Here is a 21,561-nt window from a genome sequence, read left to right on the forward strand (position 1 = left end):
GGACAATCAAGATCGATGGCACGTACTGATAGTATTGCACAAGCACGCGCGACCTGTAGATAGCAAGAAGTGTCTATGTCTCTTCTGCAATTCCAGAATTCGGCAAAAAAATCATGGATTACAGGTTCCAATGCGGTCGGTCCCCCGAATAAAGGATCGGCGCCGCAAACGTAGCGGCTAGATAGGGGAAAAGCACAGATAGCTGGGTAGTTGGTTCAGGGTGTATGTGCAGACGTGAGCAGCGCCTTTGCGTCCTCTATGGTAGCGGCATAGACGACATGGGGCGGGCGTACGCCATGTGACCAAAGCATATGCCTGACGGACGGGGAAGCGCCGGTTATGAAGAAGCGGACGCCTGCCTGCTCCGCCTTGCGCGCCGAGGCTTCGATGACATTGGCCGCTGTGGAATCAAGCAAGGGCACGGCCGAACAATCTAGAATGAAATTGCGCCGCTGGTCGGCGATCCGGTCGAGGATGGTGCCGACTGTCGAGGCCGCACCGAAGAAGAAGGCGCCGCTCAGACGGTAGACAACAGTATCGGGATCGATTGCGGTTCGGGCGTTGTAGTCGGCACGGTCTCCCTCGGCGGCGTCAGCCACATCGTCCGCGGCAAAGGGCTCGTTCGCTTCCAGCGCCACGCTCTTTGCCATACGGTCGATGAAAAGGATCGAACCCAGCGCGAAGCCAACGACGATACCCTCGGTAAGGTCGCGAAAGATAACCAGCGCGAAGGTGACGAGAAGCACAACGGCATCGCCGCGCGAGGAGCCAATGAGCGCGCGAAATGCCTCCTTCTCGACCATATTCCAGGCAACCACGGCAAGAACGCCCGCGAGCGCAGCAAGCGGGATATAGGCCGCGAGCGGCGCGGCAATGAGCATGAAGACGAGCAGCAATGCCGAATGCAGCATGCCAGAGATCGGACTATAGGCGCCTGCCCGGATATTGGTCGCGGTGCGCGCAATGGCTCCAGTGACGCAAATGCCACCGAAGAGCGCAGAGCCGATATTGGCAAAGCCCTGCGCCACCAGTTCACAATTGGAGCGGTGCCGCCTGCCGGTCATCCCGTCCGCCACAACCGCCGATAGTAGCGATTCGATCGCCCCGAGTAGCGCGAAGCTGATCGCATCGGGCAGCACCGCCATTGCCAGTTCCGGCGTAAACGCAGGCAGAGCGGGAACGGGCAAGGTGCGGGGTATTCCGCCAAAGCGCGTGCCGAGCGTTTCCACCGGAAGGCTGAACAGCGCCGCCGCAAGCGAGGCAAGACACACCGCCATCAACATGCCCGGCCATGACGGACGCCAGCGTTTGAGCGCGGCAATTGCGCCAACGGTCACAAGCGAGATCGCGGCGGCTGCGAGATTGACAGTGCCTGCCGCCTCGCCGAGCGCGACAAGCTTGGGCAGCAGATCCCCAGGTTCTTTGCCTGTGAGATCGAGACCAAACAGTTCCTTGAGCTGGCTTGCAAAGATGATGACGGCAATCCCGGCGGTAAAGCCGACCGTGACCGGATAGGGAATGAACTTGATATAGGTTCCAAGCCTCAGATAGCCGGTGACAATCAGGAAAGCACCGGCCATCATCGTTGCAAGGATCAGGCCATCCACACCGTGGCGATCCACGGTCGAGGCGACCAGCACGATGAAAGCCCCCGCTGGACCGCCAATCTGGAAGCGGCTGCCGCCCAACGCCGATACGATGAACCCGCCGACGATCGCGGTGAAAAGTCCTTTGTCAGGTGTAACGCCGGACGCAATGGCAATCGCCATTGACAGCGGCAAGGCAACGATCGCGACCGTCAGCCCGGCAATAAAATCCGCCTGAAATTTGGTGCGGCCATAGCCTTCGCGTAGGACTGTGATCAGCTTGGGAGTGAAAAGCTCGGCAAAGCTCGGTGTTGCCTGATGCTGTTGCGACCGGTTGGCGGCGTCCAATTAGTGGGCCTTCTCTGAAGTGAGAGCGGCGGGATCGTCGGCATCCAACGTCGGCGGTCGCCGTCGCGACATTGACGGTCAAACATGATCGTCCGGCTGCGAGTATACAGCCTTCGCAATTAATCAAAAGGTGCTCTTTCGGTACCGGTGCTCCGGAGTTTTGAACATACGATGACTTGACTGAAGGATGCGCATTGACGGAGGTTGACATCGCAGCATTCCAAACTGGTGAGGCATTTCGTCTGCCTCTAAAGAGCGTTCCATTTCCTGATTCCAGCAACCGCAATGTAGGGATGGTAATGATCGCAGACCTGCTATTCTCGAAAATGATCCCACAGCCGTCCCAGCCATCCGATCAATGCTCCGCCGCTTTGTTCCACAATCTCTTTGCGGCATGCCGAATTCTAGGCGCTTGCGAGCATCGGGTCTGGCGCTGTTGCCTGTAAGTTACTGGAACATACTCGCGGCCCCGCAATTCATTGCATAGGTTGTAGCCAGCTGTGGTCATACGCAGCTAACCATCGGGTGACACAACACGGGGATCATGCGCAATGAATAGACTTGGTTTGCTGAGTGGAGCGATTGTGGTCGCTTCACTATCCTTGGCTGGGATTGGTCGAGCCGATACGATGAGTTACGCTGACGCGGTGACGGCTCTTGCCAAAGACTGCGGAGCCGACATCAAGAAGGTCTGCAAAGGGCTCAACCTCGGCAACAACCAAATTCAGGACTGCCGGCAGAAAAATGAAGCAAAGGTTTCGCCGACCTGCACCTCTACCCTCGGGCAGGTGACCGCTTCAATCCAGCAACGTCAGGCGGCGCAAACCGGGTTCTTCAAGATTTGTGCGCACGATGCCGCACAGTACTGCGGGGGCGTCAAAGGGGAGGGCAACATCCTGGCCTCTGTTGAAGTCGAAACGCGCCGACAGCGGCAAATGCAACCAGGCGATCACAGATGCGGGATGGCGATAGATCCAAACTTGGGGGAAAGAAGTTGTTTGTTCGTCAACTGCGCGCGGGATTAACGCTGGGACTTCTGCTGGCCGCAGGCAACGCCTCGGCACAGGAACTCAGCAATCAGCAGCTGATCGACAGTCTGAGCCAGATCTCCAAGGCAGCACCCGCCATAGACCCGGCTCTGCTCGCTCAGGAAGCAAATGCCAATGTTGGCAAAGGCGTTGCCAACCAGCCGAACTGGAGCCAGCTCGCTAACCTGTCGCAGCTGCTCGTCGAGATTGATTTCGAAAATGATTCCATCGCCATCGAACCCAAGTCATACCGGACGGTCGGCCTGATCGCCGATGCCCTGCATCATCCCAATTTGATGTTTTACAAGTTCCTCGTTGTCGGACACACCAGCTCGACAGGTGATGCCAAACACAATCTGAACCTCAGTCAGCAGCGCGCCGACGCGATCACAGAAGCCTTGGCGACGACGTTTGCGATTCCGCGAGACCGGCTTTCTTCAGTTGGTGTGGGCCAAGAGATGCCCGTCGATCCGGCTAACCCGAAGGCCGCCGACAACCGGCGCGTGCAACTGATCAATCTCGGCCGGATCAAGTAACGAGCAATGCGACGTATCGGGCGTTTGCTGATCGCCATCCTTCTCGCTTTGGTTGTCATCATTGCCACGGGGGGGCGATCGCCCATGTCGATGAACTCTCCGACGACGCGGCCGTGCTGCAATCGATCAACACGATCGCCTTCAAGAACCACGCGCAGGGGTCACAACACGGACTGGTGGGGTTTTCAGCAGAGCTTCCGCCGAGGTTTGCCCGATGCGGACCTAAGCCATGCCGTGCTGATCGGTGCGGGCGGCGCCGGGGTCGCGGTGGCGTATGCACTGGCCCGGATGGGCACCGCTAAGGTCACGATCTTCGACGTCGATCCGGCGCGCGTGTCGGCCGTGATGGATCGTTGGTCCCGGTGCATCCGGATTGCGTTTTCGACGCAGGCAAAGACCTTGGTGCGGTTTTGGCAGGCGCCAGCGGCATCGTGCAAGCGACGCCGATCGGCATGGCTTCACATCCCGGAACGCCCTTTGACGTCGATCTGCTATCAGCGAACCTCTGGGTCGCCGAGATCATCTATTTTCCACTGCAAACGGCACTGCTCGCGGCGGCGGCTACACGCGGCTGCGAGGTTCTCAATGGCGGCGGCATGGCGGTGTTCCAGGCGGTCGGTGCATTCGAACTCTTCACAGGTGTGGCACCCAACGTCGAGCGCATGATCCGGCATTTCAGCACACTTAAAAATTGACCTTACTCATTTGCGAACATAATCCGGAAATTGATCGCTGATAAGATCGATGATGGATAGCGTCCCAGATAAATGTCTGCGCACGGCGCTTTCAGCGGCTTCCGGGCGTCCCGATTGTATCGCACCGACAATCTCTTGGTGATCCTTAAGGACATTTTGCATCTTGCCGGGCATAGGCAGATTGAGGCGGCGCAATCGGTCAAGATGCACGCTTTGCCGACGGACAGTGGACCAGAGATTAAGGATGCCCGCACGCGCATAAATCTTGCGGTGAAAGTCCTTGTCGAGCGTATCGAACAGATCATATGTCTGCGGGGTGGCCACTTGCCGTTGTCTTGCGAGGACGTCCTCGAGTTCTGCTGCCGTTTGGGCCGGGCACTCGGCTGTCAGGCGACGAACAGCTTCGAGTTCAATCGAGAGCCGCAGGAATTGCGCCTGCCTTGCGTGATCAATATCGATCCTTGCCACGACAGTCGCGTATTGGGGAAAGACTTCGACAATGCCTTCTTCTTCCAGGCGCATGAGCGCATCCCGGACCGGGGTCTGACTGACGCCGAACTCCAATTGAAGCGAAGCTCTCGAAAGAATTGTTCCCGGGACAAGTTCCACAGACAGAATGCGGTCCCTCAATATCTCGTGAATCTGATGGGCGACCTGCCGTGTCCTGTCCAGAACGCTGTTTTTCACCCTGCCGCTCATGCTTGCTGCTCTCTCGTTGTTTGTCTCCATTGCAGTACCACAAATAATCAGTTGATGCACTGATGCATTAGTGCTTTAATGAAAAATAAGCGATGTCGGAGGATCATCGCCCCTTTGCGAACGACACAGAGAATTATCGGGAGGAAGATATGCGATTATTTCAGGGCGTTATTGCCGCACTTGGTATCATTCTGGGTCTAGGCTCGTCTGGCTATGCCCAGGAGAAGACGGATATATCCATAACACGTCAGCCGGGCATCCTTTATCTGGCGAGCCATGTTATGGAAACGCAAAAGCTCATTGAGAAGCACGCGGCGGAGGATGGCCTCAAAGATGTTACGGTCAATTGGCGCACCTTCAGCGGCGGCGGCGCACAAACCGATGCGCTTCTTTCCGGGAATGTCGACATCGTCAACACCGGGACGGGCAACCTGCTTTTGCTGTGGGACAGAACACGCGGCAAGGTAAAAGGGATCATAACCAGTTCGGCGCAGCCGGTCATCATGGTGTCGCGTGACCCCAAGATCAAATCACTGAAGGACATCGGTCCGAGCGACAAGATTGCGGTCCCGACTGTCGGCGTTTCGACGCAGGCGATCCTGTTGCAAATGGCGGCAGGTCAGATGTTTGGGGACAGCGACCTCAAGCATTTCGATCCAAACACGGTGCAGCTCGGACATCCCGACGCGATGGCGGCGCTGGCAAACAAGAGCCACGAGGTGGCCAGTCATTTCTCCGCACCGCCTTTCCAGTATCTGGAGATCGACGCCGGCAACCACATCGTGGTCAATTCCAAGGACATCATTGGCGGTCCTTTAACGCAAGCGACGTTCTTCACGACAACGGCTTTTGCCGAAGCAAATCCTGTCATTATCAAGGCCGTGCGCGAAGCCACGGTCGAGGCAATCGACATGATCAAGAAGAACCCGAAAGACGCCTTGAGCGCCTACAAGCAGGTTTCCGGTGACAAAACCGATCTTAATACCCTGGTCAAGATCCTCGGACAGCCGGACATGATGGAGTTTCGCACCGATCCGCAGGGAACGATGAAGTTTGCAACGCATCTGCACAAGATCGGAACGCTCAAGACGATGCCTGCGGCATGGACAGACTATTATCTGCCAGAATCCGCCGATCTAAAAGGCAACTAACTGTCGGCAACGAGCCAACGACCTGGCAGAGATGCCGGGTCCTCCGACTATCCTAGGGAGGCCCATATGTTACAGGCCATACAGCAAAACATAGATCCAACAGCAGGTCTTCCCGATGTCAAAACGGCAAGTGAGGCCAGGTCGCTTCTCACCGTGGACAAGGTGACGCTTCGCTACAAGACCCCGAATCTGCTGATAACCGCGACGGAAGACGTCAGTTTTTCTGTCGAACGATCCGACCGTTTTGTTCTTCTCGGACCGTCCGGTTGCGGCAAGTCCACACTGTTGAAAGCCGTCGGCGGATACATGGCCCCGGTGAGTGGATCAATTCATATCAACGGACGTCCAGTCAAAAAGCCTGGTGCCGATCGTATGATGGTATTTCAGGAGTTCGACCAGCTTTTGCCTTGGAAGACGGTACTGGAAAACGTCATGTTTCCGTTGATCGTTGCGCGCAAACTACCGCGCAGGGAGGCGGAGGCAAGGGCCAAGGAGTATATCGATAAGGTAAAGCTCACACGCGCCACTGACAGTTATCCGCACACGCTTTCGGGTGGCATGAAGCAACGCGTGGCGATCGCCCGCGGCATGGCCATGCAGCCCGACATTTTGCTGATGGATGAGCCGTTTGCGGCGCTCGACGCTTTGACCCGGCGTCAGATGCAGGACGAACTGCTGCAGCTTTGGGAAGACACGAGGTTTACGGTCATTTTCGTTACACATTCGATTGCTGAAGCCATCAAGGTCTCAAACCGCATTCTGCTGTTGTCGCCTCATCCAGGGCGCGTGAAGGCTGAAGTGATCGACGTTGAACGCGCCCGTCAGGAGGATGGCAGCGCCGCCGCGCTCGAACGCGACATCCACAATCTGCTCTTTTCCGAGTCCGGCCACAGGGAGTGACGATAATGACAAGTCCTCAAATCATTCTTGCAGCCGATGTTACGACAAACAGGCAGCATGCCAATGTAGCCGAGGTCGAACAGAGGCTCGGTTCCCTCGAATTGATCTTGGGTATCAGCGCTGTGCGTAAGACGGTTCTGATTATCGTCCTCGCCGTCATTTGGCAGGTCTATGCAAGCTATCTCGACAATCCCCTGCTTTTCCCAACGCTCAGCGACACGCTGACCACCCTTTATGATCGTTTTGTCGACGGCACATTGCCGTCGCGCATCTGGACGACGCTTCAGGTGCTGATCACGGGGTATGTGGCAGGGACTGTGCTAGCAGCCATTTTGACAATCCTTGCCATCAACACACGGATCGGCACCGATTTTTTGGAAACAATGACGGCGATGTTCAATCCGCTACCCGCCATCTCATTGCTGCCACTTGCTTTGATCTGGTTTGGGCTCGGCGCTTCCAGCCTTGTCTTCGTGCTTATCCATTCAGTGCTTTGGGCGGTGGCGCTCAACACCCATGCGGGCTTTCTTGGCGTGTCGCGCACGCTACGCATGGTCGGAGGAAATTATGGATTGACCGGTTTATCCTATGTGATGCGGATCCTCGTTCCAGCTGCGTTCCCGTCGATCTTGACCGGCCTGAAAATCGGCTGGGCGTTCGCCTGGCGTACGTTGATTGCCGCCGAACTCGTCTTCGGTGTTTCTTCGGGGCAGGGCGGGCTCGGCTGGTTCATCTTTGAGAACCGCAACCTTCTGGACATTCCTGCAGTCTTTGCCGGGCTCCTCACAGTGATCATCATCGGCCTTATTGTTGAAAACCTCGTGTTCCAGACGATCGAACGCCACACCATTCAGAAATGGGGAATGAAGGAATGAGCAGATTGAGGCTTCCTTCTCCGTCGCATTTTCCAATTGAGCAATGGCTATGAAAAAAACTCCAGAAACATTAAGAAGCGCCCGGTGGTTCGCTCCGGACGACCTGCGCAGTTCGGGTCATCGCTCCAGAACAATGCAAATGGGTTATGCGGCGGAAGAATGGAGCGGCAAGCCTGTCATTGCCATCCTGAATACTTGGTCGGATGCCAACCCCTGTCATGCACACTTCAAGCACCGCGTCGAGGACGTGAAGCGCGGTGTGCTCCAGGCCGGCGGATTTCCACTGGAATTGCCGGCGCTTTCTCTGTCGGAGAGCTATGTCAAGCCGACGACGATGCTCTATCGCAATATGCTGGCGATGGAAGTCGAGGAGCTGTTGCGCTCCCACCCTGTCGATGGCGCTGTGTTGATGGGTGGATGTGACAAGACCACGCCGGGCTTGGTGATGGGCGCTGTGAGTGCCGGCCTGCCTATGGTCTATCTGCCGGCCGGCCCCATGCTTCGCGGCAATTATCGTGGCAAAGCCTTGGGTTCCGGTTCAGACGCCTGGAAATTCTGGGATGAACGACGGGCGGGCAATCTGTCGACGGACGAATGGGTCGAGGTCGAGGCGGGTATCGCGCGGTCCTACGGACACTGCATGACCATGGGCACGGCAAGCACTATGACGGCGATTGCGGAAGCCTTGGGCTTGACGTTGCCGGGCGCCAGCTCGATTCCCGCTGCCGACTCCAATCATATCCGGATGTCATCTGCCGTGGGACGTCGGATTATCGACATGGTCTGGGAGGACCTCGTACCGAGCAAGATCTTGACCGACGCAGCCGTAGGCAATGCCGTGGCCGTCGCCATGGCTACCGGATGCTCGACCAATGCCATCGTCCACCTCGTCGCCATGGCACGCCGGGCTGGTGTCGACCTGACAATGGACGATCTGGATCGTGCGGGCCGCACGACCCCGGTTCTCGCGAACATCCGACCAACTGGCGATACCTATCTGATGGAAGATTTCTACTACGCCGGCGGCCTGCGCGCGCTCATGGCAAAACTCTCGCCAAGGCTCGACCTTTCGGTGCTCACGGTCTCCGGTCAAACGCTTGGAGAAACGCTGGAAGGGGCAAAATGCTTTAACGATGATGTCATCCGCTCCCTCGACAATCCTGTCTTTCAGGAAGGCTCGCTGGCTGTCGTTAAAGGCAACCTTGCGCCGACAGGCGCAGTTATAAAACCAGCCGCCTGTGATCCGAGACTGCATCAACACCAAGGCCCGGCATTGGTCTTCGACAGCTACCCGGAGATGAAAGCGGCGATCGACGACGAAAATCTTGACGTCACGCCTGATCATGTCCTGGTGCTGCGCGGGGCCGGGCCTCAGGGCGGCCCGGGCATGCCCGAATGGGGCATGTTGCCGATGCCGAAGGTCCTGCTCAAGAAGGGATATCGCGACATGCTGCGTCTGTCCGATGCTCGCATGAGCGGCACCAGCTATGGAGCCTGCGTTCTGCACGTCTCGCCGGAATCGCATGTCGGCGGCCCGTTGGCTCTTCTGAAAACGGGCGACATCGTGCGGCTCGACCTGAAGGCGCGCCGGATCGACATGCTGGTGGACGACGGTGAAATCGAACGCCGTCGCTCCGAATGGAGGAAACCGGCAGACAAGGCTGGTCGTGGCTACGGATGGATGTTTGCCAAACACGTGCGCCAGGCCGACACCGGCGCGGATTTTGACTTTCTCGAAACACGCTTTGGACCATCCGCTCCCGAACCAGATATCTACTGACATCCGAGGACAACGAATGACAAACTATGATCTAAGCGAAGCAACGCGCAAAAAGCTGATGGGCGTTGCCACACCAACGATTGCGACGGCTCTCTTCAAGCGCGGGCTGCGTAACCAGTTCATCCAGGATGTGCGGCCGCTGTCGGCGAAGAGGGCCAACATGGTCGGGCAAGCCTTTACGCTACGATATATACCCGCCCGCGAAGACCTGAACGCGATCGAGGTTTTCAAGGATCCAGGTCATCCGCAGCGCGCCGCGATAGAGCAATGTCCCGAAGGAGCCGTCCTGGTAATGGATAGCCGCAAGGATGCGAGGGCTGCTTCGGCTGGCTCCATATTGATATCAAGACTGCAAGTGCGCGGCGTGGCAGGTGTCGTCACCGACGGAGGCTTCCGCGACAGTCCCGAGATTGCCAATTTAACCATTCACGCCTACCACAATCGTCCTTCCGCTCCAACCAACCTGACCCATCACCAGGCCTGCGATATCAACGTGCCGATCGGTTGCGGCGATGTCGCTGTTTTTCCGGGCGATGTACTCGTCGGGGACAATGAGGGCGTCATCGTTATTCCGCGGCATTTGGCGGACGAGATCGCCGACGAGACGCTGGAAATGACTGCTTATGAGGATTTTGTCACCGAACAGGTTCTGAATGGCGCGACTATCATCGGCCTTTATCCGGCCACAAGTGACAAACCAAAGGCTGATTTCGCCATATGGCGGGAGAAGAACGGAAGATAAGCATTGGGGGGCAGGTGGGGACGACTGGCGTTGTCGGGCCACATTGTCATCACGCCACGCGAGCCCGCGGAATCGTCTGCGACGGATTGCGTCGTCACTCGAAGTAAGTCATGGGCGGCAACCCTGATGAGCGCTCCATACTACTGACCGATGCTTACACCAGGTTGCTTGCCGTACATCCTGCTCGCGCCCAGTAGACGCTGCGAATACGGGTCATCGACATCGCCTTTTCGCAGCCTGTCAATGTCAAACGGCCCGACGGATCTTACGCCTTTGCGTGAGGTCGCCAGGGGCTGGCGCGAGTCAATCCAGCCGTCCATCCCGGATGCGTACGAGGAAATCTTCATTGCCAATCTGGCCGCCCTTCAGGACGAGTTCCAGCGGTGCCGATCCGTCAAATCGGTGACCCAGGCACACCGGAGAGCCCGGGGATTGGGCAAACGGATGACGCAGAGTGAGTGCCCCGATATGAAGCTCGCTGAGGGCATGGCTTGATGTATCGCCACCGGCAACGACAACTCTCTTCAGGCCGTTCGCAGCCGTCAGACGATTCAGCAAGGCGCCAAGCCGTCTGCCAACACGATCATTGGCACGCTTGTCCGTGACCGGCTGTAGTGATGGTTTACCCAGTGAAGTGAAAAGCAGCGGGCTACTTCCCGATGTCAGGACCGCTGCGGCCGTATCGAAAGCTGCGGTTTCAGCTCGTTCCGACCCTGCGCCGGTCGCAAGTGCCTCATAGTCAACCTCGATGGGTTAGAAGCCGTGATTGCTGGCATATCTGATCTGCATTTCCGTTGTTGCAATTCACACCCGCGCTACGAAAACGTGAGCGGACAAAGCAGGGCTTCCGATCTCAAGGAGGCCTGCAACACCTCGTCGCGATCTACTCAGCTCTTAAAAATCTCTTTGTCCCCCCTCGCTCTGACCGTTCAGCAAATGCCATCCGATGATAGATGCGATAGATTTTGTTCGGCAGCCAATAGTCACGCTGCCAGCATGTCGAATTGTTCAGCCAGAGACGGATTTGCCTTTAATCCAAATCCATCAGCGGACGGGCAGTTCGCGCTTCTGGCTGCATGAGGCAGCTGCTTCGCGACAGAACTAAAATGCGATCTGTGCCCGATCAAATCTCCCCTGCTTTCACTTCATCGGCGGTAAGCGCGTGCTCGCGCGTACCGGAAACGATGATCTCCAGGACCTCCTGCTCGTCGGTGTTCTTGACATGGCGGTCGCCGACGTATTCGCCACGCTTAAGCACCATCACGCGATCGCCCACAGCGAAAATGTCGACGAGGCGGTGCGAGATGATGATCTGAGCAACACCTTGCTTTTTAAGCTCGAGCATGGTTTCGAGCAGGCGCTCGGTCGCCATCACTGAAAGGTTGGCGGTCGGCTCATCGAGTATAACGACGCGGGGCTCGAACGAGATCGCACGGGCAATCGCCACAGATTGCTGACGCCCGCCCGACAGGCTTTCGACCTTCTGATACACGGAGTTCACGTCGACCTTGAGCTGTTTAAGCACGCTGTCAGCTTCCGCGTACATCTTACGGCGATTGACAAAAAGGCCTTTGCGCGGCCAGCGGCCAAGGAAGATGTTCTGGCCGACGTCCATATTGCCGCAAAGCGCGAAATCTTGGTAGATCATCTCGATGCCGGCGTCGCGGCTCTCATGCGGGCTCTTAAAGTGCACCGGTCGTCCGGCAACGAAGATTTCACCGGCATCACGTTGATAAGCGCCGGTGAGGATCTTCATGAGTGTCGACTTGCCGGCGGAGTTGTCGCCGACAAGGCCAAGGATCTCGCCGGGGTAAAGCACGAGGTCGACCTTACGGAGCGCTTGCACAGCCCCGAAGGCTTTTTCGATATTTCGCATTTCCACGATCGGCTCGATTGGTTTTGAGTCAGTCATGAGCGCTTTCCTGTGTTGGTGCGGTTCGTGTAAGGCGTGTTCGCAGGCGTCCGAATATGTTCGCCTGGCGCACCCAGATATCAATGAGCACCGCGACGATGAGGATGACGCCGATAAAGACGTTGATCCAGTGTTGCGGCATGGTGAAGCCTTGCACATTGAGCTGCAGGAGTGCCCGGACAAGGGTGATCACAGCCGCGCCGGCAAGCGCGCCGATCATGGTCCCGTAGCCACCAAAGATCGACCCGCCGCCGATGATCACAGAGGCAATGGCGTCGAGCTCGCGATACTGGCCGGCGACCGGGTTAAAACTGCGAAAATAAGCGATATTGATGATCCCCGCCATGGTTGCGCAGAGCGCCGCCAGTATTAACGAGATGAAGCGCACCCGGTTCGTGTTGATGCCGGCATAAGCAGCAGCGCGGATGTTGCCGCCAGTAGCCAAGACCTTCTGCCCGAACGGCGTATAAGCGAGTACGACGCCGGCGATGAGAGCGACGAAGAACATCCAGATCGTCTGAATGCTCACAGCCTCAGCCACCGAACGAAGGATTCCGGGTGTCAGAGAGACGTGGAAGTGTAGGAGGATGTCATTTACCTTGCGGCCGAGCAGGTTATAATTTTCGGACCAGCCGGTGAGCTGCTGGCCGGCTATAAACCAAGCAGCCAGGCCGCGGGCGATATAGAACATGCCAAGCGTGACGATAAATGCCGGCAACTTGAAACCGACTGTCACTACTGCATTGAAGAGACCGGCCGCCATGCCAGCAAGGAGACCCATCGCAACGGCAGTAAAGGGGTCGGCTCCGAGCACTTTTAGGAAGTAGGCTGCGGTGCTACCGGCCAAGGCGAGGACCGCACCGACAGACAGGTCAATGTCGCCGGCCGCGATAACGTAGGTGAGCCCGATCGTGATCAGCGCCAGCTCGGTGTAGTTGAGCAGAATCGCGAAGGTGTTCGATAGATTCCACCAATAATCGGGCCTGAGAACCACTCCCGTGAGCCATAGCAGGGCAGTCAGGATGATGGCGGGCGAATCACGTCGCGCAAAGAACTTGCCGAGTGGCGTCGCTGACATCGCCATGTCAGTTGCCCTTGCACCCTTGGTCTGGATGCCCTCGAGCGCAATGCTGCCGATCTCGAAGGCGGGCGGCGGTGGCCTGCCGAGGAGCCATGCCCAGAAACGCGTTGCAACCTGGCGCCGTATGAGATGAGGCTCGATTAGCACGGCGAGAACCAGGACCAGCCCGAGGAAGACCGGTACCGCACCGACGGGCAAGGAGAAGATGGCATTGACCGTCACTTCGTCATCGCCGATTTTGATAACGCGTGTGATCGGCCACCCCTCGCGCAACACCTTGTCGAGCAGTACTACGAGCGTTGCGCCAAGGCATGAGCCCGCCACGCGACCGCGACCTCCGAGGATCGAGGCGCCGCCTATGATCACGGCAGCGATCACCGTCAATTCGCCACTGACCCCGTAGAGAGGGGTCACGCCCTTATCCTGGGTCGCCGACAGTAAACCGGCAAGCGTTGCGCAGAGCGAGGAGATCAGGTAGGCGCGAGTGCGCACCCAGTTCGTCGGTATGCCGGCATAGGCCGCCGCCTGCTCGTTGCCGCCTGTGGCGAAAGTCTCATAGCCCCAGCGTGTCTTGGCCAGCACAAGGGCGCCAACCACGGCAATGGCGATAAAGATCACGATCTGGTTGTTGAAGCCGAAGGAATTGGTCTCGCCGAGTCGAAAGAACAACGGATTGTCTTTCGCCTTGTCGGGATAATAGATCGACTGGCCGTGCGTGAGGGCGAGAACAAAACCGCGGCCAATGAAAAGCATCGTCAGCGTGGCAATAAATGCCGGGACCTTCAGGATCGTGACAAGAATGCCGTTGGTGAGGCCGATAACCGTGCCGAGCAGCGTACAAATCATCACAGAGGTGATGACGTCAAGGTCGAGAAAGCTTGGCGCGTAGAGCCTGGCGAAAACGACGGCGATCAGGCCATAGGTCGAACCGACGGAGAGATCGAGATCCTTGTTAACGATAACGAAAGTCATTCCGACGGCGATTATGGCAACCCGCGACGTGTCGCGAAGCAGCGCATGGAACGCTTCTGTCGACCCGAAGAATGCGGGATTGACAACAGCCCCTCCAAGATAAAGCAGCAAGAGCAGGGCGAAGAGCCCCGCTTCCCAACCGCCCACGACTTGGGACGGTGCACGGCCGAGCCGGGTCATCACGTCAGGCGTCATAATTCTTCTATCCGACTTCGTGGTCGCAGTCTTCCCGCAGCAATTTGGAGCGCTCGGAGCCGCATCAGTTCTCGAAGCGCTTGCCCACGTTTCCGACTGTCTCTTGAGTTACAAGCTGGGCGCGCGTGTCGAGATTGGCCGCAGCAATGCCGCGATCGATCTGAAGATATAGCTGCATGACGGGCCAGAAGCCTTGCAGGAAGGGCTGCTGTCCGAGTGCGCCCGTCAGGTCGCCGCTCTTCATCGCAGCCTGTTGGGCTGGACCGAGATCAAAGCCATAGGCGCAGATCTCGCCTGTCTTGCCGGCTTGGGCAACCGCCTTGGCAAGTGCCGGTGTAAACACGTTGTTGCCGGCGAAGGCGCCGACCACGTCACCGCGTGATTCGAACAGCGTGACAATACCATTCACCGGATCATTCGGGTTGGTGTCAATGCCGGTGTTCTCCGGGCCTGCATCGACTTTGAAGTTATCGAGCTTACCGGCATCCTTGAGACCTTTGACGATAGCGTTGAAAGCGGATGTCACGCGGTTGTTCACCTCGATATTGCCCATCGCGGTCGAAGAGGGCAGGACGATCGAGCCCTTTTCAATACCTTTGTCGGCCAAACACTTGACGAGCGCCTCGCCGGCGATCGCGGCGGCAGAGGCGTCTTGGCCAGTATGGCTGATGGCGCTGCGGTTCAGGATTGTTCCATCGAATGAATTCGTCGTAGCAATCGGTATGCCCTTGGCTTCGGCTGCTTTGACGATGTCATTGTAGGCGCCGGCCTGCGGCGTTGTCATGATCAGTCCGTCGATCGTCGGATCTTGCACAATCTGATTGAGGATTTCGATCTCGCGCGCAGGATCGTCAGTCGGCGATTCCGAGCCGAGCAGCAGAATCTTGGCGCCGATCAGGTTACCCGCGACGGTAGCGCCTACATAGACAGGGTCGAAGAAGCCATTACCAGCGGTGTGTGTTACAAGTGCAAATGTCAAATGACCGTCGGCCGAATGGAAATCTTTCGTCCCTGCGGCCTCCTTCGCGGCTTCATCGAAATTGTAGCCGCCGACCGCTTTTTCTACACTGCCGGATTGCGCGAAGGCGTGCGAGACACCGAGCGAGAACGCCGCGGTGCATGCAGCGAGCAAAAAAATACGCCTCATAGTTGGTCCTCCCTTACAACCAAGGGTCGAAAGCCGTTCGGGCGCAATTGTAGAGAGGGGTCCGAATGCTTCCTCCCATTCGGTGATATTGTGCGCAAATCCGGTGCAAGTAAATGGAATACTCACCGGGGTGCTGTCACATTGTTTTAGGGGATGTCACGTTAACTCAGTATAGGGCGCTGGTGCGCGGATATGAAATCGAACGCATTTCGGTCTTTGATGTTGTCGGTTATGCAGGCGTGACTTGACGCCGGAGAGACGTTTCGGCCACGAGTAGACGCAACTAGGATGCATTTCTGGCAGTCGGCGGTTCGAATCTTTTCAAGGCGGTCAAGTTCGGCATGGCAGCGTCCCCGGCTATGTGTTCGCGAGCAACAGCGCTGCTTGCACGCCCCCTTCCAAAATTTGCGCTGCCAAAATCTCGTCAGAAACCGCTCGTGCAATTTGCAGGGTACCCACCATCAGACTGAAAATTGCCATGGCGCGTTCAGGCGATGACGATGATGACGAAGGTGGAAGATAAGAAGCGAGTGTTTCGACGTAATTGCCCAGGCCAACCTCGTATGCCTTACGCGTCGAATCCGGTTGCCGTCCGATTTCAGGTAAAAGGGCCGCTGAAGGGCACCCATCCTCAGTTCCATGCAAGTGAGCGACGTTCAGATAATCGCGAATAACGTCTTCAATCCCCACCTCCGCCGCACCGGCTCGCTCCAGACTTGCACGCTGATCCGTCAGCGCACTCACAATCGCCTCCCTTACGAGAGCTTCCTTCGATTCAAAGTGAGGATAGAAGGCCCCGTTTGTTAACCCGGCCTCGGACATGATCCCCGCCAGGCCCGAAGCTGCCGCACCCTCTTTCCGAAAGCGCTTGGAAGCGACGTCGATTATTCGACGCCGCGTGTTCTCCTTGTGACCCTTTTCAAAGCGCATCTATGTCTTCCGTGAATGTTCAGCTTCTGCATCAGATCGTTGTTGGATTAGAGCGTAAGCTCGCGACGGCCTACGCGGTTGCCGATTCAAGCACGGCTTGCAGATCGTTATCAAGCTTTCGCGCAACTTCGTTGACTTCCTGGTCAGCGAACTGGCCAAAAGTCGAGATCGGCCGATCGTACTCGAATGCCACGCCATCGTGGTCCTCGCGTAGCAGCACCCGAACTGGTGCGTAAAGGCCGGCAGACATGCGATGTCGGGTCATCTTCGATGCCGTCAGCGGATTGCCGATGTCGTACTGTATCGACTGACGCTGAAGTCCGGCCACCTGAAGGAGCGCGCCGTGATCTCTAAAACCGAAAATTGAAAGCGCCGGTAAAGCCTCCAATTCGCGAAGCGCTCGGGTCGTTTCCCGATAACGGAGCAGCGTGAAGATGCCGTCATCAATACGTGGCACTAGGCTTTCCAGCATTGACTTGACGACGCCAAAGTCCTTGCCGGAGTGGATCGTAACATGTTCAACCTCAATTTTTTGGATGTTGATCGTATTTGCCATTTTAGGGGCCCTTTTTAATTTGAGTTGGATGAGACGAGCCGTCTTGTCCTGTTCGCCATTCAAAGAGACGAGATACCGAGCGCCTCCACCCGGCGGGCGATTTCCAACAGCCTGCGATCACCACCGAAGGGAGCATCGATCTCAAGGCCGATGGGAAGATGGCTGCTCGCATTGCCCATGGGGAGGCTGATCCCTGGAAGGCCCGCACCACTTGCTGGAACAGTGTTCTTCGCTAAAGCAGCGTAGGTAACCTCCCGCCCTGCGATTGAAAATAGGTTCTCTTTGCCGATCTCCGGTGCCGTGCAGGGGGTCGTCGGGAAAAGAAGCGCCTCAGCCCCACTTGTCGCGAAGGCGTCTTTGAATCGCCGCTGGATTTCGGGCCGATCATTTGCCAATGCCGCGTTGTAGCCATCCTGAGAAAGCCATTTGGATCCACTCGGCAGCACATGATGCTGCCACGCCTCTTTCAGACCCGGCTTAAGGTCTCGGTAAATCTCCTCGAATGACGTGGGAATATCATTATCTTCAAGGAAATCGGCAATCGCATTCATCGTGTCATGGAAGAAGATGTTCCATGTTGTTGTGTCGGCAAGCGCTGAAAAGCCTTCTCCCAAGTCGATCTCAACGATCTCGGCTCCGGCGTCGTGCAGTCTGCGTATAATGTCTCTGAAACGCGCTTCAACTTCTGCGTCGACCAGATCCAGATATTGCTTCGGTGCATATGCGAACCTGACGCCCTTGAGGCTGCCCTGTTCAGGTCCCATCAATGCAGGAGGAGCCTTCGTGACAATCTGATCGATGAGCTCGCAATCTTCGACAGTGCGTGCGAAGACGCCCGTCGTGTCGAGAACGTGGGAGATCGGCGCGACACCGTTTCGCGGCCAGCGCCCCGTCGTTGGCTTGAAACCAACCACTCCGCACAGCGATGCTGGTACCCGGATCGAACCGACAGTGTCTCCTCCGAAGGCCGCCGGCACGATCCCGGCAGCGACGGCCGCGGCAGAGCCGCTTGACGATCCGCCACTGACCCGATCATGAGCACGAGGATTTTTCACCTGGCCATAGGTATTGTTGTCGCCAGTCAACCCGTAGGACATCTCAACGAGGTTGTTCTTTCCGAATACGATTGCCCCGGCCCCCTTAATTGCACTGACGACCTCGGCGTCTTGCGCGGGTACAAAATCTTTCAGATTGCTGACGCCGAGAGTCGTACGCAGGCCGCTTGTCAAATAGCTATCCTTGACCCCCAGAGGAACGCCGAGCAGGGGTGCGGACGCGCCAACGGATCGGGCTTTGTCAACCTTGCGCGCCGCGGCAATAACAGCCTCTTCGTCAATCGTGATGAAAGCCTTGATATCAGACTGTTCCCGGGCACGCTCTAGAAGTGCTTCAGCGTATGACTCTGCCGTGAAGTCGCCGCTGTTAATGGCGCGAGCAGCTTGTGCAACACCGATCGCTTCGAAACCAGCGGCATTGCCGGTCTGATCTGACTGTACTTCCTTTTGCATCGGACTCCTCACTTTCATTTGCGTGTTGATGGAGCGGCGCGTGGAACACCGGCTATGGAGCTATTGGATTACGAGAATAATATCAAATTATGATCATAATGCAACGGGTTTTTTAAAGGCGTTTTGCTGGCGTTTCATCACCGTAAGGGACGCGAGAGAACCGCGACGAAGTCATTTCTTGATGGATGGACTCTGCGGTGGCAAAAGGCGACGAGACAATCTTCAGCAGCCCGAAACGGGCCGCATAGGGCTAGGACAACTCGCGAGATGGCCCAGCAGAGGTGCCCTTGGAATTTTGCGAAAGGTTCGCCCACGACCCGAACACTAACTCATTTCGCCGTCGAGCCGGCACTTGGCATCTCGCGTGGTGTAAGCTGCGGAACGAGGCATAAAATGCGCAGTGGTGATCTCCTCAACGATAATATGTCTTGGAGGTAAGAGTGGCTGCGGCCATCAAAGAGAGCAGCGAGCATCGATTACTCACTGCTTTGAATTCACTTTCGGCCGTCGAGCCCTCGACGTATTTCAGCTTTATTCTCAAATCTCGAAGCAAACACCTCGTGCCAACTCGGCGATTGCCATTGGTCAACGTGGCTCGTCAGCATTGCTAAGTAAGTAGGGCATTGAAAACTATCGACTTGAATTCGAGCAGAGGTTCATCGCTCCTATTAGCCCGCATGCGCAACAATGCACCCTCCCAGCTGTTTAGTACGAAGCGAGCTAGCAATCCTGCCGGCAGACGACTGTCGATCGCGCCGTCTTCCTGCGCCTGAGCGATACAGGTTTCGAAGTATCCGCTCCACGCTCCGAAATCCATTTCGTCCCGGGCGATTTCTCGCAGTAGATGATGAACGCGATAAGTATGGGAACGCCAATGAATGCGCCCGGCACACCCCACATGAAGCTCCAGAAGAACACCGCGAAAATGACGGCGAAGGGCGAGATCGCCAGTGATGCCGATCAAGCGGGACATGTGCCGTATCAGCCGCTGGCGCTAACCCTGCTCAATTGACGAGAAAGCCGATCGCGAACGCATTTGCGATATCGATGAAAAAAGCTGACACCAGTGGTAGGATAATGAAGGCCATCGGTGCCGCGCCGTGCAGTTTGGTAATGGCAGTCATATTGGCGATGGCAGTCGGCGTCGCACCAAGGCTTATGCCACTGAAGCCGCCGGCAATCACCGCGGCGTCGTAGTTGCGACCCATCAGCGGGAATACAACGAAGAGTATGTAGGCAATCGCTGCAACCGTCTGGAGCGCCAGGATCAGAAGCAGCGACGGCCCAAGCCCTCCGAGAGTCCAGAGTTGCATGCTCATCAGCGACATTGCAAGAAAGATGCTCAGCGAAAGGTCGGAGACAAGGGCCAACGCGCGCGTCCGCGTCGGCCAGAACAGGGTCGGCATGACCCGCGGAACGACATTGGTCAAGACGATGGCAGACAGGAGACAGGCGACGAAGAGGGGTAGACGAAATCCCAAGTCAGCCAATAGCTCATCGACCGTGTAGCCGATAAGGACCGCAACGTTGAGGACGAGGATGGTGCGCAGCAGCGTAATATGATTGAGGTCGTCCTGGGTGGCGTTGTCATCCGCCAGTCCGATCGAAGGAGCAGCCTCGGGACCTTTGAGCCGGTAGCGCGCAATCAAGAGGCCTGCGACGGGCCCACCGACAAGACTTGCAATGACAAGACCGAGAGTTGCCGCCGCCACGCCAATCTCCATCGCGTTGGTGAGACCGAAACGCTCGGCAAGAATCGGGGCCCATGCAATCGTCGTGCCATGACCGCCGATCAAGGACGCTGAGCCGACAAGAACGGTCATGCCTTCGGGCATTGCGAGGGCGGCCGTACTTCCGGCGGCGATAAGGTTCTGGATGACGAGATAGATCAGCGTCAGTCCAAGCAGGATCATCAGTGGCTTGCCACCCGCGATCAGATCGGCAAGTCGAGCATTCAGACCGATGCCGGTAAAAAAGTAGAGGAGCAGCAAGTCGCGTGCTGCGAGGTCAAACGAGATCGCAATTCCCAGGACACGATAGGCGAGTAGTGTTGCCAGGGCCGCGAGAAGACCACCGGCCACGGCTTCCGGGATGTTCCACCGCCGCAATGCCGCGATCCGGCTGTTCAGTCCAGCACCGATGAAGAAAACGACGATGGCTATCGTTAGACTGACAAAACCAGGAAACTCGATATTTGTCACTGGCGATCGAACCTCGTCTTATGCGCAGCAGTTATGCCGGATTGGGTTGAATGGGCTGCATGGCGGCGCTGCTCTTGGTCGGTTCTTTGAGCGGGGCGGGTTCCTTTGTCTCCTCCCGGCATCCGGCAGGCATCGTGGCCGCCATCAAAAGACCAAACAGTGCGCCAAACGCCCGCATCCTTCGCTTCGACCTATTCACAAAAACAAGCATCCTCATGCACTCCGGGAAGCTCAATTAAACGGGACAAAGCTTATCTGAGGGGCAGTTCGACTATAACGTGTGTCTATGGTTTGTGATTGGTCAGAAATCCCAAATGGGCGCTTGGAATCCCAATCCCAGCGGGAAACCAAGAGATGGCCGGGGCGGCACGCATGTGCTGTTAGTGCTGAATTCCCCCCGATCGGTGACGTTTTGGCATGCTGGCGAAGAGATAATTATGAATTCGACGGCGCCGAAACGGGCTTCAGTGCGTTAATCCAGTTCACGGCACGAAAGCGGGGGAAATTTGAACTGAAAGCTTGGTTTTGGGATTCCATGCCTATCACGGATAATTGGAGCAACAGTATATTCCGAACGGTAATGCTTGCGGCGTTTGTCGTTGGCGTCGAAACTGGTGACTGTCACGGAAGCGGTGGTGGCCGAGATGCACTTGAGCTTGAGAAGCGGGGAATTAGCGTCCGGCGCACCGACATTTCAAAGGGTTTCGTCGAACTGCTTC

Annotated in this window: 18 protein-coding genes and 4 pseudogenes; 10 read left to right on the top strand and 12 right to left on the bottom strand. The window is 57.0% G+C overall.

Annotated elements, in window-relative coordinates:
* Positions 1 to 215: 215 nt before the first annotated feature.
* Positions 216 to 1,934 (bottom strand): SulP family inorganic anion transporter, encoded by a 1,719-nt coding sequence (locus C7476_RS26710; RefSeq protein ID WP_114432954.1) that lies wholly within the window; start codon positions 1,932 to 1,934, stop codon positions 216 to 218.
* Between the two features lie 551 nt (positions 1,935 to 2,485).
* Between C7476_RS26710 and C7476_RS26715 the strand changes: the two are divergent.
* The 3 genes and pseudogenes from C7476_RS26715 (at position 2,486) to C7476_RS28990 (ending at position 4,193) form a co-directional block, all read left to right on the top strand.
* Positions 2,486 to 2,906, top strand: a pseudogene (locus C7476_RS26715) (hypothetical protein).
* A complete protein-coding gene (locus C7476_RS26720; RefSeq protein WP_114432955.1) occupies positions 2,890 to 3,498 on the top strand; it encodes an OmpA family protein in 609 nt (202 codons plus the stop codon). Before C7476_RS26715 ends, C7476_RS26720 begins: the two are co-directional and overlap by 17 nt.
* 362 nt (positions 3,499 to 3,860) lie before the next feature.
* Positions 3,861 to 4,193, top strand: coding sequence for a hypothetical protein (locus tag C7476_RS28990; protein ID WP_245426623.1), 333 nt, complete (start codon positions 3,861 to 3,863; stop codon positions 4,191 to 4,193).
* Between the two features lie 6 nt (positions 4,194 to 4,199).
* On the opposite strand, the gene C7476_RS26730 is transcribed toward C7476_RS28990, so the two are convergent.
* Complete coding sequence (locus C7476_RS26730) at positions 4,200 to 4,892, bottom strand: GntR family transcriptional regulator (RefSeq protein ID WP_114432956.1); 693 nt, start codon at positions 4,890 to 4,892, stop codon at positions 4,200 to 4,202.
* Positions 4,893 to 5,041: 149 nt separating this feature from the next.
* Between C7476_RS26730 and C7476_RS26735 the strand changes: the two genes are divergently transcribed.
* From C7476_RS26735 to C7476_RS26755, 5 genes are all read left to right on the top strand, one after another.
* Positions 5,042 to 6,043, top strand: a complete 1,002-nt coding sequence (locus tag C7476_RS26735; RefSeq protein WP_114432971.1) for an ABC transporter substrate-binding protein — start codon at positions 5,042 to 5,044, stop codon at positions 6,041 to 6,043.
* A gap of 66 nt (positions 6,044 to 6,109) precedes the next feature.
* A complete protein-coding gene (locus C7476_RS26740) occupies positions 6,110 to 6,943 on the top strand; it encodes an ABC transporter ATP-binding protein (protein ID WP_114432957.1) in 834 nt (277 codons plus the stop codon).
* Positions 6,944 to 6,948: 5 nt separating this feature from the next.
* Complete coding sequence (locus tag C7476_RS26745; RefSeq protein WP_114432958.1) at positions 6,949 to 7,818, top strand: ABC transporter permease; 870 nt, start codon at positions 6,949 to 6,951, stop codon at positions 7,816 to 7,818.
* Between the two features lie 43 nt (positions 7,819 to 7,861).
* A complete protein-coding gene (araD, locus tag C7476_RS26750; RefSeq protein ID WP_114432959.1) occupies positions 7,862 to 9,598 on the top strand; it encodes an L-arabinonate dehydratase in 1,737 nt (578 codons plus the stop codon).
* Between the two features lie 16 nt (positions 9,599 to 9,614).
* Positions 9,615 to 10,340, top strand: a complete 726-nt coding sequence (locus C7476_RS26755; protein WP_114432960.1) for a ribonuclease activity regulator RraA — start codon at positions 9,615 to 9,617, stop codon at positions 10,338 to 10,340.
* 303 nt (positions 10,341 to 10,643) lie between these two features.
* On the opposite strand, the gene C7476_RS26765 is transcribed toward C7476_RS26755, so the two are convergent.
* Positions 10,644 to 11,090: a nucleotide-binding domain containing protein gene (locus C7476_RS26765; RefSeq protein ID WP_114432962.1), complete on the bottom strand. Its 447-nt coding sequence runs from the start codon at positions 11,088 to 11,090 to the stop codon at positions 10,644 to 10,646.
* A gap of 65 nt (positions 11,091 to 11,155) precedes the next feature.
* Between C7476_RS26765 and C7476_RS26770 the strand changes: the two are divergent.
* A pseudogene (locus C7476_RS26770) lies at positions 11,156 to 11,290 on the top strand (IS6 family transposase); the annotation flags it as partial.
* Positions 11,291 to 11,463: 173 nt separating this feature from the next.
* On the opposite strand, the gene C7476_RS26775 reads toward C7476_RS26770, so the two are convergent.
* From C7476_RS26775 to gltS, 9 genes and pseudogenes are all read right to left on the bottom strand, one after another.
* Complete coding sequence (locus C7476_RS26775) at positions 11,464 to 12,252, bottom strand: ATP-binding cassette domain-containing protein (RefSeq protein ID WP_114432963.1); 789 nt, start codon at positions 12,250 to 12,252, stop codon at positions 11,464 to 11,466.
* Entirely contained in the window at positions 12,245 to 14,500 is a 2,256-nt protein-coding gene (locus tag C7476_RS26780) for an ABC transporter permease (RefSeq protein ID WP_114432964.1), read from the bottom strand. Before C7476_RS26780 ends, C7476_RS26775 begins: the two co-directional genes overlap by 8 nt.
* 64 nt (positions 14,501 to 14,564) lie before the next feature.
* On the bottom strand, positions 14,565 to 15,647 hold the full coding sequence (locus tag C7476_RS26785) for a substrate-binding domain-containing protein (protein WP_114432965.1): 1,083 nt from the start codon (positions 15,645 to 15,647) through the stop codon (positions 14,565 to 14,567).
* 357 nt (positions 15,648 to 16,004) lie between these two features.
* Positions 16,005 to 16,577 (bottom strand): TetR/AcrR family transcriptional regulator, encoded by a 573-nt coding sequence (locus C7476_RS26790; RefSeq protein WP_114432966.1) that lies wholly within the window; start codon positions 16,575 to 16,577, stop codon positions 16,005 to 16,007.
* A gap of 70 nt (positions 16,578 to 16,647) precedes the next feature.
* Entirely contained in the window at positions 16,648 to 17,133 is a 486-nt protein-coding gene (locus C7476_RS26795; RefSeq protein ID WP_114432967.1) for a DUF302 domain-containing protein, read from the bottom strand.
* Between the two features lie 59 nt (positions 17,134 to 17,192).
* Positions 17,193 to 18,641 (bottom strand): amidase family protein, encoded by a 1,449-nt coding sequence (locus C7476_RS26800; RefSeq protein WP_114432968.1) that lies wholly within the window; start codon positions 18,639 to 18,641, stop codon positions 17,193 to 17,195.
* A gap of 607 nt (positions 18,642 to 19,248) precedes the next feature.
* Complete coding sequence (locus C7476_RS28995; RefSeq protein WP_245426625.1) at positions 19,249 to 19,458, bottom strand: TetR family transcriptional regulator C-terminal domain-containing protein; 210 nt, start codon at positions 19,456 to 19,458, stop codon at positions 19,249 to 19,251.
* Positions 19,362 to 19,598: pseudogene (locus C7476_RS29000) on the bottom strand (AI-2E family transporter); the annotation flags it as partial. The pseudogene C7476_RS29000 and the gene C7476_RS28995, both read right to left, overlap by 97 nt.
* A gap of 47 nt (positions 19,599 to 19,645) precedes the next feature.
* On the bottom strand, positions 19,646 to 20,842 hold the full coding sequence (gene gltS / locus C7476_RS26810) for a sodium/glutamate symporter (protein ID WP_114432970.1): 1,197 nt from the start codon (positions 20,840 to 20,842) through the stop codon (positions 19,646 to 19,648).
* A gap of 535 nt (positions 20,843 to 21,377) precedes the next feature.
* Here gltS and C7476_RS29275 point away from each other — a divergent pair.
* Positions 21,378 to 21,561: pseudogene (locus C7476_RS29275) on the top strand (hypothetical protein); the annotation flags it as partial.

Origin of the sequence: Phyllobacterium bourgognense, assembly GCF_003337575.1 — a bacterium.
Classification (GTDB): domain Bacteria; phylum Pseudomonadota; class Alphaproteobacteria; order Rhizobiales; family Rhizobiaceae; genus Phyllobacterium; species Phyllobacterium bourgognense.

Bases quoted from the DNA above. Each gene is read 5' to 3' on its own strand.
- C7476_RS26720 (WP_114432955.1), top strand. From the start codon at position 2,890: ATGCGGGATGGCGATAGATCCAAACTTGGGGGAAAGAAGTTGTTTGTT.
- C7476_RS26730 (WP_114432956.1), bottom strand. From the start codon at position 4,892: ATGAGCGGCAGGGTGAAAAACAGCGTTCTGGACAGGACACGGCAGGTC.
- C7476_RS26735 (WP_114432971.1), top strand. From the start codon at position 5,042: ATGCGATTATTTCAGGGCGTTATTGCCGCACTTGGTATCATTCTGGGT.
- C7476_RS26740 (WP_114432957.1), top strand. From the start codon at position 6,110: ATGTTACAGGCCATACAGCAAAACATAGATCCAACAGCAGGTCTTCCC.
- C7476_RS26745 (WP_114432958.1), top strand. From the start codon at position 6,949: ATGACAAGTCCTCAAATCATTCTTGCAGCCGATGTTACGACAAACAGG.
- araD (WP_114432959.1), top strand. From the start codon at position 7,862: ATGGCTATGAAAAAAACTCCAGAAACATTAAGAAGCGCCCGGTGGTTC.
- C7476_RS26755 (WP_114432960.1), top strand. From the start codon at position 9,615: ATGACAAACTATGATCTAAGCGAAGCAACGCGCAAAAAGCTGATGGGC.
- C7476_RS26775 (WP_114432963.1), bottom strand. From the start codon at position 12,252: ATGACTGACTCAAAACCAATCGAGCCGATCGTGGAAATGCGAAATATC.
- C7476_RS26780 (WP_114432964.1), bottom strand. From the start codon at position 14,500: ATGACGCCTGACGTGATGACCCGGCTCGGCCGTGCACCGTCCCAAGTC.
- C7476_RS26785 (WP_114432965.1), bottom strand. From the start codon at position 15,647: ATGAGGCGTATTTTTTTGCTCGCTGCATGCACCGCGGCGTTCTCGCTC.
- C7476_RS26790 (WP_114432966.1), bottom strand. From the start codon at position 16,577: ATGCGCTTTGAAAAGGGTCACAAGGAGAACACGCGGCGTCGAATAATC.
- C7476_RS26795 (WP_114432967.1), bottom strand. From the start codon at position 17,133: ATGGCAAATACGATCAACATCCAAAAAATTGAGGTTGAACATGTTACG.
- C7476_RS26800 (WP_114432968.1), bottom strand. From the start codon at position 18,641: ATGCAAAAGGAAGTACAGTCAGATCAGACCGGCAATGCCGCTGGTTTC.
- C7476_RS28995 (WP_245426625.1), bottom strand. From the start codon at position 19,458: ATGGATTTCGGAGCGTGGAGCGGATACTTCGAAACCTGTATCGCTCAG.